This window comes from Clostridium sp. M62/1 (genome assembly GCF_020736365.1).
In the GTDB taxonomy this organism is placed as follows: Bacteria; Bacillota; Clostridia; order Lachnospirales; family Lachnospiraceae; genus Otoolea; species Otoolea saccharolyticum_A.
Genome location: NZ_CP085988.1, coordinates 112,501 through 127,083, shown reverse-complemented (window position 1 = coordinate 127,083; position 14,583 = coordinate 112,501). Strand labels below are relative to the sequence as shown.

13 protein-coding genes and 3 tRNA genes are annotated in these 14,583 nt (G+C 49.0%); 14 read left to right on the top strand and 2 right to left on the bottom strand.

The features are described 5' to 3' along the window. Positions 1–63 precede the first annotated feature (63 nt). Complete coding sequence (locus LK436_RS00740) at positions 64–894, bottom strand: PepSY domain-containing protein (RefSeq protein ID WP_008397769.1); 831 nt, start codon at positions 892–894, stop codon at positions 64–66. A gap of 401 nt (positions 895–1,295) precedes the next feature. On the opposite strand from LK436_RS00740, the gene LK436_RS00735 reads away from it, so the two are divergent. The 14 genes from LK436_RS00735 to LK436_RS00670 all read left to right on the top strand — a co-directional run bounded on the left by LK436_RS00735 (position 1,296) and on the right by LK436_RS00670 (position 13,357). Further along, positions 1,296–1,952: a GntR family transcriptional regulator gene (locus LK436_RS00735; RefSeq protein WP_008397773.1), complete on the top strand. Its 657-nt coding sequence runs from the start codon at positions 1,296–1,298 to the stop codon at positions 1,950–1,952. A gap of 349 nt (positions 1,953–2,301) precedes the next feature. Further along, complete coding sequence (locus LK436_RS00730) at positions 2,302–3,090, top strand: carbon-nitrogen family hydrolase (protein ID WP_008397774.1); 789 nt, start codon at positions 2,302–2,304, stop codon at positions 3,088–3,090. A gap of 61 nt (positions 3,091–3,151) precedes the next feature. Beyond that, the gene (locus tag LK436_RS00725; protein ID WP_227910145.1) at positions 3,152–3,844 is read left to right on the top strand and encodes a DUF2848 family protein; all 693 of its coding nucleotides are present in this window, start codon (positions 3,152–3,154) and stop codon (positions 3,842–3,844) included. Further along, positions 3,844–4,896: a TRAP transporter substrate-binding protein DctP gene (gene dctP, locus LK436_RS00720; protein ID WP_008397776.1), complete on the top strand. Its 1,053-nt coding sequence runs from the start codon at positions 3,844–3,846 to the stop codon at positions 4,894–4,896. Before LK436_RS00725 ends, dctP begins: the two co-directional genes overlap by 1 nt. Next, positions 4,889–5,362 carry a TRAP transporter small permease gene (locus LK436_RS00715; protein ID WP_015544644.1) on the top strand — a complete coding sequence of 158 codons (474 nt, stop codon included), beginning with the start codon at positions 4,889–4,891 and terminating at the stop codon, positions 5,360–5,362. Before dctP ends, LK436_RS00715 begins: the two co-directional genes overlap by 8 nt. Beyond that, positions 5,359–6,627, top strand: coding sequence for a TRAP transporter large permease (locus LK436_RS00710; protein WP_008397778.1), 1,269 nt, complete (start codon positions 5,359–5,361; stop codon positions 6,625–6,627). The genes LK436_RS00715 and LK436_RS00710 overlap by 4 nt, the downstream gene beginning before the upstream one ends. Positions 6,628–7,135: 508 nt before the next feature. Then, entirely contained in the window at positions 7,136–9,121 is a 1,986-nt protein-coding gene (gene metG, locus LK436_RS00705; RefSeq protein ID WP_008397782.1) for a methionine--tRNA ligase, read from the top strand. A gap of 435 nt (positions 9,122–9,556) precedes the next feature. Further along, a complete protein-coding gene (locus tag LK436_RS00700; RefSeq protein WP_015544645.1) occupies positions 9,557–9,784 on the top strand; it encodes a hypothetical protein in 228 nt (75 codons plus the stop codon). Beyond that, positions 9,781–10,650 (top strand): EcsC family protein, encoded by an 870-nt coding sequence (locus LK436_RS00695; RefSeq protein WP_008397786.1) that lies wholly within the window; start codon positions 9,781–9,783, stop codon positions 10,648–10,650. The genes LK436_RS00700 and LK436_RS00695 overlap by 4 nt, the downstream gene beginning before the upstream one ends. Before the next feature lie 117 nt (positions 10,651–10,767). Continuing rightward, positions 10,768–11,550 (top strand): TatD family hydrolase, encoded by a 783-nt coding sequence (locus LK436_RS00690; RefSeq protein ID WP_008397787.1) that lies wholly within the window; start codon positions 10,768–10,770, stop codon positions 11,548–11,550. A gap of 157 nt (positions 11,551–11,707) precedes the next feature. Further along, entirely contained in the window at positions 11,708–12,640 is a 933-nt protein-coding gene (rsmA, locus tag LK436_RS00685; protein WP_008397789.1) for a 16S rRNA (adenine(1518)-N(6)/adenine(1519)-N(6))-dimethyltransferase RsmA, read from the top strand. 232 nt (positions 12,641–12,872) lie between these two features. Further along, positions 12,873–12,945, top strand: a tRNA-Phe gene (locus LK436_RS00680). Positions 12,946–12,958: 13 nt separating this feature from the next. Beyond that, positions 12,959–13,029 (top strand) — tRNA-Gly (locus LK436_RS00675). A 256-nt stretch (positions 13,030–13,285) separates the two neighbouring features. Beyond that, positions 13,286–13,357, top strand: a tRNA-Gly gene (locus LK436_RS00670). A gap of 255 nt (positions 13,358–13,612) precedes the next feature. Here the strand turns inward: LK436_RS00670 and LK436_RS00665 are convergent. Next, complete coding sequence (locus LK436_RS00665) at positions 13,613–14,179, bottom strand: GrpB family protein (RefSeq protein ID WP_044931393.1); 567 nt, start codon at positions 14,177–14,179, stop codon at positions 13,613–13,615. Between the last annotated feature and the right edge of the window lie 404 nt (positions 14,180–14,583).

Genomic DNA, 14,583 nt, shown 5'->3' with positions numbered 1-14,583 from the left:
ATCACACACTCCGCCGGCCCGGGTTCAGGCTAACTGGGTTTATTTTAACATGGAATCTGGGGATTAATCATAGATACTTTCCCTGTCCCAATCCGTTACTTTTCCTGTGCTGGCATCGATCTCGAACTCATACTCGGTTGTGCCGTGGATGAATTCTCCCTCATAGCAGAGACGGCCGTCGTCCATATCCTGCTTGATTTTGCGGAAGGTTACGTCGGAGACATTTAAGCCCGCAAAAGAAGCGGCGATCTCCCTGGCGCGGTCTTCTGTGATGGCAGAGCTGTTCTGAGAGACGGATGCCTGCGCAGGCTTCTGCCAGTATTCAGCCTCAAAGTCATAGCTGAGGATACTGCCGTTTTCTGTATCGATCTCATAGTCGAACTCTCTGGAATCGTTTGTGTAAAATTCCAGCTCATAGACCTGGCGTCCGTCGTCGTAGTCGATTTCCGCTTTGACAAAGGTTGCCTGATCGGCCGCGATTCCGGCGTGCTCCAGAGCCTTTTTCTTGGCATCCTCAACACTCACCTGTCCCGGGTTTGTCTGAGCGGCAAGGGAACCGTTCAGGTAGCGGTTTTCGTTCTGGGCGGCTTTTGCATCGTAATATTCAGAGTCATAGTCAAAGCTTAAGACAGTTCCTGAGGAAACCTCGATGTCGTAATCAAATTCTCTGTAATCCTTTGTGTAGAATTCTACTTCATAGACCTGCCGTCCCTGTTCACTGTCTAATTTGGACTGAATAAAGGCCACCTGATCCTGAGAAACTCCGGCATGGGAAAGGGCAATCTCTCTGGCCTGAGTCTCATCTACCTGTGCTGCCAGGGCTGAGAGGGTGGATGGAACGAGAACACTTCCTAAAACGAGAGCGGATGCTGCGATTGCTGTATATTTTTTCATATAAGACCTCCTGATATTTGATAATGTGTTTTATTAAAAGCTAGGGCCGGCGGCCAGCCATTTGTCACAGCTGACTGCCTTTATTCTGATATTCTGTCTGCTTCCTTTGCTGTTTATGGCTTTATCATACAGGGGAAAAATTAAAGGAACATTAAAAGGGGAAGAAAATATTTCGGAGGTGCTGCAGGTTCCGGAAAAGAGCCGGCCGTATCGAAAATTGAATATAAAACAGGGAAAAAGCTTTGAAAAACAGGAGAAACAAATAACGCTTGACAAGTTCTGGAACTGTGTGTTACGTTACGAAAACAGGTACAGTTTCCGTTTTATTCCGGTTAGTTCTGTCTGCAGCGTAATTTGTCTGCGCCGGAAACTGTAATTCAGGGGAGAGGAGCGGCAGCTTTATGGTACAGAAACAGTTGTCATATAAATATCAGGTATATAATGAGCTTAAAAAGGGGATTCTTACAGGACAGTATCCGCCTGGAAGTGTTATGAATGAGAGAAAGCTTTCAGAGGAAATGGGAATCAGCCGTACACCTATCCGGGAGGGCCTGCAGATGCTGGCCAGGGATGGATGGCTTCAGATGGAAACCTATAAGGGAGCGGTTGTCCGGGAGTTTGATCCCCATTATATGTGGGAATTAATCAGAATACGGTATGCATTGGAGCTGTCGGCCGTTGAGGATGCAGTGCGAAATATGACGGACGAAGGACTGAGGAGGCTTCGTCAGATTCAGGAAAACCAGAGAGAAGATCTTCTCAATTATAATGTAGATGAATTTATCAGGCATGACAGAGAGTTCCATTCCTGTATCTATGAGATGAGCCTTAACAGAGAGCTGATGAAGCTGGCCAGCAATTACTACGATGTGTTTCGCTTTCTGGGAACACAGGCAGTGATGGGAACAGAGGAGCGCCGTCTGACAACTATAGAAGAGCATCAGGCAATTCTGGATGCAGCGGAAAAACATGATCCGCAGGCCGCTGTCCAGGCTATGAAAATGCATATGGAACAGACTGAAAAAAATATCCGGCGGCATATTAAAATTGCCCCGTAACAGGCAGAAGAAGATAGTGCACTGGCTGAGGAACCGCAGATGGTTTGCTCAGCCTTCTTGATGTTACAGAGAATCTGATTCAATCTGAACATAAGAATTGGGAATATTCAATAAATTTTTTTGATGCTTTTTGTAGAATCTGTAAATTGACAGGAAAGGACAAGATTACTATAATACCAAATATGGTATACCAAATACCATATACCATATATCAACCCGCTGCCGCGAGGCGAAGGGATGAACAGAGAGAACAAACGGAGCATAAACCTTCAGGTTCCGGAGTTCTCTGTAAAGCTAAATAAAAATCCAGTGCTCTTAAGAGAGCCGAAAGAAATAAAGGAGAGCCAATATGAGAGTTGCAATGATTCAGATGGACATGGAGCTTGGACGGCCGGACGAAAATTTTGAAAAAGCGGTCAGGCTGACAGAGGAGGCCTGTGCGGCCAGGCCGGACGTAATTACGCTGCCGGAAACGTGGAATGTGGGCTTCTTTCCCAGAAAAAATCTGGAAGAGCTGTCAGACAGGGACTGCAGCCGTGTCAGGGAGAATTTTTCTATGCTGGCCCGTCAGCACGCAGTCAATATTATCGCCGGGACTGTGGCCAACAGAAAACCGGACGGAGGGATTTATAATACAGCCTGCGTGTTTGACAGAAAGGGAGAGCTGACGGCCCAGTACGATAAGGTGCACCTGTTCAGTCCATCCGGGGAGCATGAATTTTTTCGCTGCGGGGATCGCCCCTGCAATTTTGAGCTGGATGGAATTCCCTGCAGCCTGGCGGTCTGCTACGACATCCGGTTCCCGGAGCTAATCCGGTCTGAGATGCTGGCCGGTTCAAAGGTTCAGTTTGTGGTGGCTCAGTGGCCGGAAGCCAGACGGCTTCACTGGGATACCCTTAACCGTGCCAGGGCCATTGAAAGCCAGAGTTATGTGTGCTGCACGAATTCTGTGGGAACGGCCGGGGAAGTAAGGTGCGCAGGCCATTCAGCAGTCTACGGCCCCATGGGCGAATGCCTTATTCTGGGAGGGGAAAAGGAACAGATCCTGGTAGCCGATCTGGAGCTTTCGGAGGTGGACAGAGTTCGTTCCTCCATCAATGTCTATCACGACAGAAGGCCGGAGGCATACCGGCTTTAAAGAGAAGGCGGATCCATCCGCCGGTGTAAAAGATATAAACAGCAGAGAGGGGAAAATCAAAATGAGCCAGATGAGATTTACTGTATTGGGCAGGACGGGAGAAACCGTTCTGGATTTAGAGTATGAGAGAGTGTTTGCCATCGGTTATGCAGGAAGAGATATGGAAAAGACCATGGAGCATATCAGGGAGCTGGAGAGAGAGCTGGGAGTACCGGCCCCGAAAAAAATTCCCACCATTTTTCAGTGCGGCAATTACGTTCTTACTCAGGAGCGGGAGTTGACTTTTGTGGGGGACAAGACTTGCGGCGAGGTAGAGTATGTGATTGTACTTTGCCATGGAAAAATATACATCGGAGTTGGAAGCGACCACACAGACCGTGAACTGGAGGCTGTAAACGTCCCAAAAGCAAAGCAGATCTGCGCAAAACCTATCTGCGCCAGTCTGTGGGACTATGAGGAGATAAAGGATCACTGGGATGAAATCCGACTGCGTTCCTGGCAGACTGTAGGGGGAGAGGAGATCTTATATCAGGAAGGAACGCTCAGAGATATTCTCCCGGTAGAAACTATTTTAAAGGAGCTGAATGAGAGGGTGGGAGCTGTAGATAACTGTGTGATTTTTTCAGGAACAGTTCCGGTGAAAAATGGTTTTCGCTTTGGCAGCAATTTCAGATACGAGATGGAGGATGAGATTCTGGGGAGAAAGCTGTCTGCAGATTACAATGCAGAGGCCATCAGTGAGGAGGAGAGATAATGAGAAAAGGAAGGGTAGCAGCTTTTTTTCTGGCGGCGGCAGCGGCAGTGCTGCTCTCAGGATGCAGCAGTGCAGATGGCTCCGGGGAGAGAATTAAGCTGAAGATCGCCACAGTAGGAAATGAGTCACATCAGTCAACCATAGCGGCATCCGTGTTTAAGGAGAAGCTGGAGGAGATTGCAGGGGACAGATTTGAAATTACCGTATACCCAAATGCACAGCTTGGCGGAGAGAGGGAGATGGCAGAGGGAGTCAAGATTGGCTCCATAGAGATGGCAGTTGTCACCACTGACGGTGCCCTTCCCAGCTTTGTGCCGGAAACTCAGGTCCTTGCAATTCCCTATCTTTTTGCAGACAAGGAGGAGGCCTACTATGTGCTGGACGGGTATCTTCAGGAGGCACTGAGGCCGGAATTTGAGGAGCAGGGCTTTAAACACCTTGCCTTCTGTGAGCTTGGATTTCGCCATTTCACCAACAATGTAAGGGAGGTGACGAAGGCGGAGGACATGAAGGGCCTGTCCATCCGGGTGCAGGAGTCGCCCATCTGGTTTGCCCTTGCAGATTATCTGGATTTTATCGCAACTCCGATTTCCTTTAATGAGCTCTATACGGCCCTGCAGCAGGGGACGGTGGACGGACAGGAAAACCCGATCGCCTCGATTTCTTCTTCTGCCTTTGACGAGGTTCAGAAATACATGTGCCTGGACGGTCACACCTATGCACCGGAGAGCATGATTATGAATATGGATTTCTACAACCGCCTGACAGAGGAGGAGAGGACCTGGATCGATGAGGCGTCAGCCTATGCCAGAGATACCCAGAGACAGATGGTGACAGATATGGAGGAGGAGATGCTGAAATCCATCGAGTCGAAGGGGGTAAAGGTTTGCCGCGAACCGGATCTGGAATCCTTCAGAAATGTCACGGAGACCCTTTACCAGGATCCGGCTGTGACGGCCCTGGTTTCGCCGGAGCTTACGGAAGGCGTGAGGGCGGCTGTGGCAGAGTATGAGGCAGAGCATGAAGAAATGGGGGGAAGTGAAAATGATTGATAAATTGATAGACGGACTTGCCAGAGGGATTATGGGAGTGAGTGCACTGCTGGTATTTGTGATTACATTTCTGCAGGTTCTGTGCCGTTTTGTGCTGAAATCGCCTCTGCCCTGGAGCACAGATATCCTTCGTCTGGCTTTTACCTATCTGGTATTCTGGGGAGCAGCCTGGTGCGTGAGGGAGAAAGAGCATTTGAACGTGGATGTAGTTCTCACCGCCCTGCCTGCAGGTGTGCGCCGGTGGACAGAGATAGTGATAAATTTAATTTTGTGCGGATTTTTCATCTTCCTTATCTATTTCGGGATCCAGTTCTGCATCTTTGGATGGACGCAGACCACATCCTATCTGCCGCTTCCCATGTCAGTCTACTATGCAAGCATCCCCAGCGCGGGAGCGGCAATGCTCTACTACATGGTTAAAATTCTCATAAGACAGATCCGAGATAACGGGGAGGGCCGGGCATGATTTATATTTTATTACTGTTTGTACTGTTTTTGGTTGGAATTCCCATCTGCTTTTCGCTGGGACTTGTATCAATAGTTGGAATGGTTCAGGGAGCGACTCCGATGATCGTGGTGATTCAGAGGCTGTTTACGGGAGCTGACAGCACTGCACTTATCGCTATCCCCCTGTTTATTCTGGCAGGAGGCCTGATGGTGCAGGGCGGAATCTCAAATAGGATTGTCAGCTTTGCAGACGCGCTGATCGGACATTTTCCAAGCGGTCTTGCCCTGGTGAGCATTCTGGCGTGTATGTTCTTTGCTGCGATAACTGGTTCAGCTATTGCTGCTACGGCCGCTATCGGAGGAATCATGATTCCGATTATGAGAGAGAAAAACTATGAGGATACCTTTTCGGCGCCGCTGATTGCCTGCGGAGGTTCTATCGGCCCTATTATCCCGCCAAGTATTCCCCTTCTGCTTTATGGTACCATGGCGAATGTAAGCGTGGGAAAGCTGTTTATAGGCGGATTTATTCCAGGAATTATCATGGGTGTAGGACTGATGATTTACAGCTACATCGTGGGCAAAAAACGTCATTATGTGGGAAGAGAGAAGAAGGCCAGCCGTGAGGAGATTCTGAGAACGGGAAAAGATGCACTTCTCGCCCTGATTATGCCGATTATCATTATCGGAGGGATTCTGTCCGGTATTTTTACGGCCACAGAGTCCGGGGCAATCGCCTGCGCCTATGCGATTGTGATTGGAGGCCTTGTTTACAGGGAGCTGAAGCTGAAAAACATGTTTGCTCTGCTTGTGGACTGCGCAAAATCTACGGGACAGGTTCTGGTGGTTGTGGCCTGTGCAAGCCTGTTTACATGGGTGATTACGGTGGCTCAGGTTCCACAGACAGTAAGCGCTCTGTTATCAGATTCCATCCACAGCCGTGTACTTCTGCTGCTGATTATCAACATTATTCTTCTGATTGCAGGAACCTTTATTGACACGACAAGCGCGCTTGTTATCTTTACACCGCTGTTCCTTCCTCTGGTGCAGGCTATGGGAATTGACCTGATCCATTTTGGACTTGTAATGGCTGTGAATCTGACAATCGGTATGTGTACGCCGCCTCTGGGCGTCTGCCTCTTTGTCTCAGGTTCCATCGCGAAGGTCAGTCTGAAGGAACAGATGCGGGATCTGCTTCCCATGCTGGGAGTACTTCTGATTGTACTTCTGATCATTACATACATTCCTCAGACCGTTACCTTCCTGCCGGAACTTTTGGGTTAACCGGCGCACAGTTTTCGGATTTGCAGGACTGACACTTTTCCAATCTCTCCTTGACAAACACAGCCCAACCCGCTAGACTTAACCTATACTTACTAAATCAGAATATAATCGAAGAGTCAAAGGCAGCGAAGGGAAGAGTAGGCGAGGGACAGGGCCCACAGAGAGTCCGTGTGGTGGGAGAGGATGGCCCCAAAACCGCTGAAGATGGCCCCGGAGCCTTGCTGGCGAACCGGCCTGTACCTGACTGTGCAGACATATTTTAGCTGCACAGCTTTTCAGAGCACAGGCCGGAAAGGCAGCGACGGGAGATGCCCGTTACAGCGTCAGACTGTAGGGAAGGGAGAAAGTGCCGTTCCCCGCAGCCCCAGAGGCAGACCGCTGTGAGGCGGACTGTGAATTAAAGTGGTATCACGGGAGAGAACTCGTCTTTAATTTCATTCAGGGCATGATCCATGCGCGGGTGAGGTTAAAGGCGTTTTTATTTTCATAATCCAAGGAGGAAAAGAACATGTGTCAGAATTGTAAGAAGCCGTACTATATTACGACGGCTATTGCCTACACATCTGGTAAGCCGCATATTGGAAATACCTATGAGATTGTGCTGGCAGACAGTATTGCAAGATATAAGAGGGAGCAGGGCTATGACGTGCGGTTCCAGACAGGAACAGACGAGCACGGACAGAAGATTGAGTTAAAGGCAGCGGAGGCCGGCGTTACCCCGAAGGAATTTGTAGATCAGGTGGCGGGAGAGATCAAGACCATCTGGGATCTGATGAATACTTCCTACGACAAGTTCATCCGCACCACAGATGCTGACCATGAGGAGCAGGTACAGAAAATTTTCAAAAAGCTCTACGATCAGGGAGATATCTACAAGGGATATTATGAGGGAATGTACTGCACGCCCTGCGAGTCCTTCTTTACAGAGTCTCAGCTGGTTGACGGCAAGTGCCCGGACTGCGGCCGCCCGGTGCAGCCTGCCAAGGAGGAGGCTTATTTCTTCCGTATGAGCAAGTACGCCCAGAGACTGATTGACTATATTAATGAGCATCCGGAATTTATCCAGCCTGTCTCCAGGAAGAATGAGATGATGAATAACTTCCTGCTGCCGGGCCTTCAGGATCTGTGTGTGTCCAGAACCTCCTTTACCTGGGGAATTCCTGTCTCCTTTGATCCAAAGCATGTGACCTATGTGTGGCTGGATGCCCTGACAAACTATATCACAGGTCTTGGCTATAACTGCGGAGGGGAGAACGGAGAACTGTTTGATAAATACTGGCCGGCAGACCTTCACCTGATCGGGAAGGATATTATCCGGTTCCATACCATATACTGGCCGATTTTCCTGATGGCCCTGGATCTGCCCCTTCCAAAGCAGGTATTCGGCCATCCGTGGCTTCTGCAGGGAGACGGCAAGATGAGCAAGTCCAAAGGAAATGTGCTCTATGCAGACACCCTGGTAGATTTCTTCGGAGTGGACGCTGTGCGCTATTTCGTACTTCACGAGATGCCCTTTGATAATGACGGTGTCATTACCTGGGAACTGATGGTAGAGCGCATGAATTCCGATCTGGCCAATATCCTGGGCAACCTGGTAAACAGAACTATCTCCATGACCAATAAATATTTCGGCGGCGTGGTGGAGAAAACAGGCGTCACAGAGGATGTGGATGCTGACTTAAAGGCTGTTGTGTTAGAGGCAGTGAAGAAGGCAGACGAGAAGATGGACAGGCTGCGCGTAGCTGATGCTATCACAGAGATCTTCGGTATCTTCAGGAGAAGCAACAAATATATCGATGAGACAACTCCGTGGGCCCTCGCAAAGGATGAGGAGAAGAAGGCCCGTCTGTCCGAGGTTCTCTACAACCTGACAGAGGCCATTACAATCGGAGCATCTCTGCTTGCATCCTTCATGCCGGAAACTTCTGAGAAGATTCTCAGCCAGTTAAATACACAGAAGAGAAGTCTTGAGAGCATGAATGAGTTCGGCCTTTATCCGTCAGGAAATAAGGTGACAGAGAAGCCTGAGATTCTGTTTGCACGTATGGATATAAAGGAAGTGCTTGAAAAGGTAGAGGCCATGAAGAGCGCTGAGGAAGCCCGGAAAGGGGCAGAGAGCGAGGGAAAGGCTGAGGAGGCTGCCCAGGTGATTGACGTGGAGGCCAAGCCTGAGATTACCTATGATGACTTCGCAAAGCTCCAGTTCCAGGTAGGAGAGATCATCTCCTGCGAGGCAGTTCCGAAATCCAAGAAGCTCCTCTGCTCCCAGGTGAGAATCGGAAGCCAGGTACGCCAGATTCTGAGCGGAATCAAGGCATGGTACACTCCGGAGGAGATGGTGGGAAAGAAGGTTATGGTTGTCACCAACTTAAAGCCTGCCAAATTAGCCGGAATGCTCTCTGAGGGAATGATTCTCTGCGCAGAGGATGCAGAGGGCAATGTGGTCCTGATGCAGCCGGAGAAGGATGTGCCGGCAGGCGCTGAGATCGGCTAGAAGCAGGAACCTGCCTGAGCTAGAAAAAGAAAGGCGGGAGCGCAGATAAAACAGAAGGGCGATTGACTCTGCAGACAGAGAACGCCGTGAAAGAATAAGGGGAATGTGCCGCAGGCGGCTGCATTCCCCTTTTCTTCAAAAAGAAGGGATAGTATGGTATAATGACTGCAGAGCAGTCATTATACCTGCGCCGAGCCGCTGGCGCCCGAAGGGAGCCAAAACACTGCTGCGGCGAGTGCGCCTCCCTCGGAGAGATACATATCCGGAGGACATGGTATAATAGCGAGGAAAGCGCATGCCATGCTTGCATGAGCATGCATTTGACGAGCAGCCCATCGAGACGCTGGTCGAGATGGTATAATGACTGTAAAACAGTCATTATACCTGCGCAAACCCAAGAGAAGTGCAAAGGATGATACCGGAAGGAGGGGGCCTATGAAATTATGGCAGAGAGCAGTAATTATGACCGCAGTATCGCTCTGCATGGCAGGAGGGGTACAGTGGATGTACGGAGGACCGGAAACGGGGCCGGCGATTGATGACAGGATAAACGAGCCGAGAGGACCGGCCGCGGAGCCTCCCAGGGAAACGCAAGATCCGACGGCTGCATATGGGCCTGCCCTGGAATCAGAGCAGAAGGAGAATCAGGAGGAGGTTCAATGATTTTCAGAAGGGGGACGCCTGTCCAGAAGGAGTGGGAGGCTTTTATAAAGCGCGAGAAAAAGGCTTTGGAGCGGTATGGCTGTCAGAGAGAATCATTCTGGGAGAAGCGTCTGTCCGGCCTGGTTCCCCAAGGTCTTTCCGCAAAGCTGGAAGCCGCATTTGAAAAAGCCTTCCGGGCAGTATTAGCCGGCGGCACAGGGGTGATCGAAAAAACATATTCCAGGGAGAAACTGGAACTGGAATACAGGGCAAGAGATTACAAAACAGGACTGATGCCTACAAGAAAGCACATCCGGGAAAACTCCAGGATTGCCAGAAGGCAGAGAACGGCTTCCACAGTGGCTGCGGGTGTGGAGGGGGCAGGACTTGGATTGCTGGGAATCGGAATTCCCGACATACCGCTGTTTCTGGCAGCTCTGTTCAGAAACCTTTATAAGCTCTGCCTTCATTATGGCATTGATTATGAGAATCCGGAGGAGAAGGAGCTTCTGCTTGAAATGATTGCCCTTTCTCTTTATCAGGGAGAGGATTTTCAGCAGAGAGATGCTGCTCTGAACAGAAGGCTGTACGAGATGGCGGTCAAGGACTGGAGGATAAGAGAAAAGACAGGAAAAGCCGGAGCGGCCACTGCAGGTGAAGCAAAGAGGAGTGTTTCTTCAGATGCTGTCAGGGAGGCTGCCCGTGCGCTTTCAGGAGAACTTTTGTACTTGAAATTTTTGCAGGGAATTGCTATTGTGGGAGTGATAGGCGGAGCCTGTGACAGTATCTGCATGAGCAGGATCTCCAAGTACGCTTCCCTGAAGTTTGAGAGACGTCATCTGCTTCGTCTGGTTATTTCCGAAGCTGGAGGGCCTGCAGGAAAATAAACTTTCAGCTGGGTTCAGCCATCTGCGCAAGCCTGTGCAGGCCTTAAGGACAGGGAAGGTTACTCTCTGCAGAGACGAAGCCTTCGGAAAGAGAAAAATTGAAAAGAGGAAAGAGTATTGATATTCGACACACATGCACATTATGATGATGAGGCATTTGACGAGGACAGAGACAGGGTCCTTATGGGTCTTAAGGAAGCCGGAGTGGGGACGGTTCTCAATGTGGGCGCCAGTATGGCAAGCTCAGAGAGTACGCTTGCCCTGACGGAGCAGTACCCGTTTGTATATGGATCGGCGGGTGTCCACCCGAGCGAAACGGCAGAGCTTGACGAGGAAAAGTTTCAAAGACTCTGCGAAATTCTTAAGAACCCTAAAATACTGGCGGTGGGAGAGATAGGGCTTGATTATTACTGGGAAGAGCCGGAGCATGAGATCCAGAAGAAATGGTTTTTGCGCCAGCTTGAGCTGGCCAGGCAAATGCAGCTGCCGGTGATCATCCACAGCAGGGATGCCGCAAAGGATACGCTTGATATGATGAAGGAAGCCCGGGGCGGGGAGATCGGCGGCGTCATTCACTGTTTTTCCTATGGAACGGAGATAGCCAGGGAATACCTCAATATGGGATTCTTCCTGGGCATCGGCGGTGTGCTGACTTTTAAAAATGCCAAAAAGCTCAAGGAGGTTGCCGCCTACGCTCCCATAGAGCAGATTGTTCTGGAGACAGACTGCCCCTACATGGCCCCTACTCCTCACCGGGGAACCAGGAATACCTCGGCCAATCTTCCCTATGTGGTAAATGCCCTGGCTGAAATCAAGGGAATCCTGCCGGAGCAGGTAATCGAGATTACAGAACAAAATGCCAGAAGGCTTTACCGGATGGACGTCAAAGCGGTCAGATGAAGCCCTGACGGCAGAGATTCATAGGGAAGCTGACCATAAAAGCGAAGGCGCAGACCGGAGTGCAGAGCAGATACGGGAAAATGGAGCGGCATGGGAGAATACAGCGTAAGCGCAGGAACATTACAGACTAAGAAAGTAAAAACGGATGGAGTGACAGATGGAAAACAGAGAAGCACAGAACTGTAAAGCAGACAGTGAGAAGGCGGAAGGCAGCAGGATAACCCGGCCGGAGGAGAAGCTGGGGAATCCGCAGAAAACCATACAGATCATTCAGAAATATGGCTTTGCCTTTCAAAAAAAATTCGGACAGAATTTCCTGATTGATATGCATGTGCTGGACAAGATTATTGGAGCTGCTGGAGTGACCAGGGAGGACATGGTGCTGGAAATCGGCCCTGGTATCGGAACGATGACCCAGTATCTGGCTGAGAGCGCAAAGCAGGTGGTGGCTGTGGAGATTGACACAAACCTGATTCCGATCCTCTCGGAAACCCTGGCCGGCTATGACAATGTGACAGTAATCAACCAGGATATTTTGAAAGTTGACATAAAAAAACTGGCAGAGGAGTATAACGGGGGAAGGCCTATTAAGGTTGTGGCAAATCTGCCCTACTATATCACAACGCCGATTATTATGGGGTTATTTGAGAGCAGTGTCCCCATTGACAATATCACCGTTATGGTGCAGAAGGAGGTGGCCGACCGGATGCAGGTGGGGCCTGGATCCAAAGATTACGGGGCGCTGTCCCTGGCGGTTCAGTATTATGCAGAACCGTATATTGTGGCAAATGTGCCCCCGAACTGCTTCATTCCAAGGCCCAATGTGGGTTCGGCGGTGATCCGGCTGACCAGACACAAAAAACCGCCTGTAGAGGTGAAGAACCGTGATCTGATGTTTAAGCTGATTCGGGCGTCCTTTAACCAGAGGAGAAAAACGCTGTTAAACGGCCTCAATAATTCTCCGGAGATTCCGATTGGAAAGGAAAAAATCGCCGCGGCCATCGAACAGCTCGGCGTTCCTGCGTCTGTAAGAGGCGAGGCGCTGACGCTGGAGCAGTTTGCAAGGCTTTCCGATCTGCTGGAGGAATAGAAAAAGATACGGGAAATACAGAGTCGGCAAAAAAGCATGTTAGAAGCCCGCGGCTGCGGCAGCGGCTTTTAAGATGCTTTTTTGCATACAATAGGCATGGCATATTATATTTTAACCATACACAGCTGTGTTTTTGGCAGAATAAAAAAAATTATAGAAAAGACTTGACAATTCAAAAAATATCCGGTAAAATAACCCATGTCGTTACGGAACACAAGTAATTCCGCACGATGCCCAGATAGCTCAGTTGGTAGAGCAGAGGACTGAAAATCCTCGTGTCACTGGTTCGATTCCGGTTCTGGGCAGTTAATTAAATATGCGGGTGTAGTTCAATGGTAGAACACCAGCCTTCCAAGCTGGATACGTGGGTTCGATTCCCATCACCCGCTCTTTCATTGAGGCAGAGAGTTTTAAAGATTAGAGCTCTCTGTTTTTTGCTGTTTGGCTGTTTTTGTTTCAGGATATGCGTTTTCGGGCCTGCTTTAGGCGGAGGAAGTTGCGGGAAAAGAAAAAACGTCTCCGGTGTCTTAAAAAAACAGCAAAAAAGTGAAAAAAACACTTGCAATTATTTTTTTGCTGTGCTATAATACACTTCGTCAGCAAAACTGACACGGTTGAAAGGTTTAAATAAATAAAAGTAATTATGCGCGAGTGGCTCAGTGGTGGAGTATCGCCTTGCCAAGGCGAGGGTCGCGGGTTCGAATCCCGTCTCGCGCTCTTTCTTTTTAAATGGCGGAGTACTGTTTTATGCAGTCTCCGCTGTTTTCATATTCTGTATTTTTGCGGACAGTTTCAAAAACCTGTGTCCATGCGCTTATAGCTTCCACCCTCAGTCAGGGAATTGTATACATTGTCTAACGCCGCTCTGAAGTGTTTGCAGCCTAACTGCATGCGTAGCTGTGATGGCCAACACAGGGACAGGATTAAGGCGGCTTACACAGGCTTTTCTGCATTTATGGGGGCTGTTTAGTATCAACTGCCCGATAAACTGTGGTTTTTGGCAATTTCTTTCGCTCTCCAGATACTTGCTTCCGACAACAGCCGGGCTATAATTTCTTGCTTGCCTGCTGTATAGCTCTTTCGATCGTCTGAAAACTGCATTGCCAGTTTCTGCTTGAAATCGTCATACATCATCGCCTTTTTAAGAATTGCATTTAGATAGTCTCGGAAATTGATATAGTTGTCCCAAGCGGTTCCATTCCGTCTGACGATGTGAATATGATGTGTTCGTATATCACCATCTTCTATCACGAAAAATACTTGTCCTGCGACGGCTTCTTCATGAAAAAGAATATTATGCTGTCTAAGCACTTCAACATAAGGCATTATATCTTTCAAGTCATGAACAGCAACAGCAACAGCAATATCAATAATCGGCTTTGCGTGAATCGAAAAAACGGATGTACTTCCAATATGCTGAATATCAAGAGCGGTATCTCCCAAGAGCTGCTTTAATAATTTGATTATACTTTCAGCATTTTCATTCCATTCTTTTTGATGGGGTACTAATTTTACTGTTCCTTTTTTTAATCCTATCATAATAAAGTTTTCCCTCATAAATTTCTGCTTGTCATTTTGTAATTATAAAGAATGTGCCATATCCTCCGGATATGGCAGCCTCCGGCGGAATTTAGCGCCCGGTTTTCAGCAGTGAATGCTGAAAATGGCATGCGCAGGTATAATGCCCGCTCTGCGGACATTGTACTATAACTTTGTGACGTATACAACGGACTTTTATATTTGGGGGGCTTAAGATATGGCGGATAAGAAAGCAAAAGATACGCAGGCCCATTTGCGTGTGGGCGTTTTGAGGACAGAATTGCGGACAGCAGAATGAGGTGTCTCTGCTTTCTTTGTCTCATGCAGTTCTCAGCGATACAGGAGCGGAACAATTAAAAATCCCCTCAGAACTAGGCTGCGTTAAAACAGCCTCATTCTGAGAG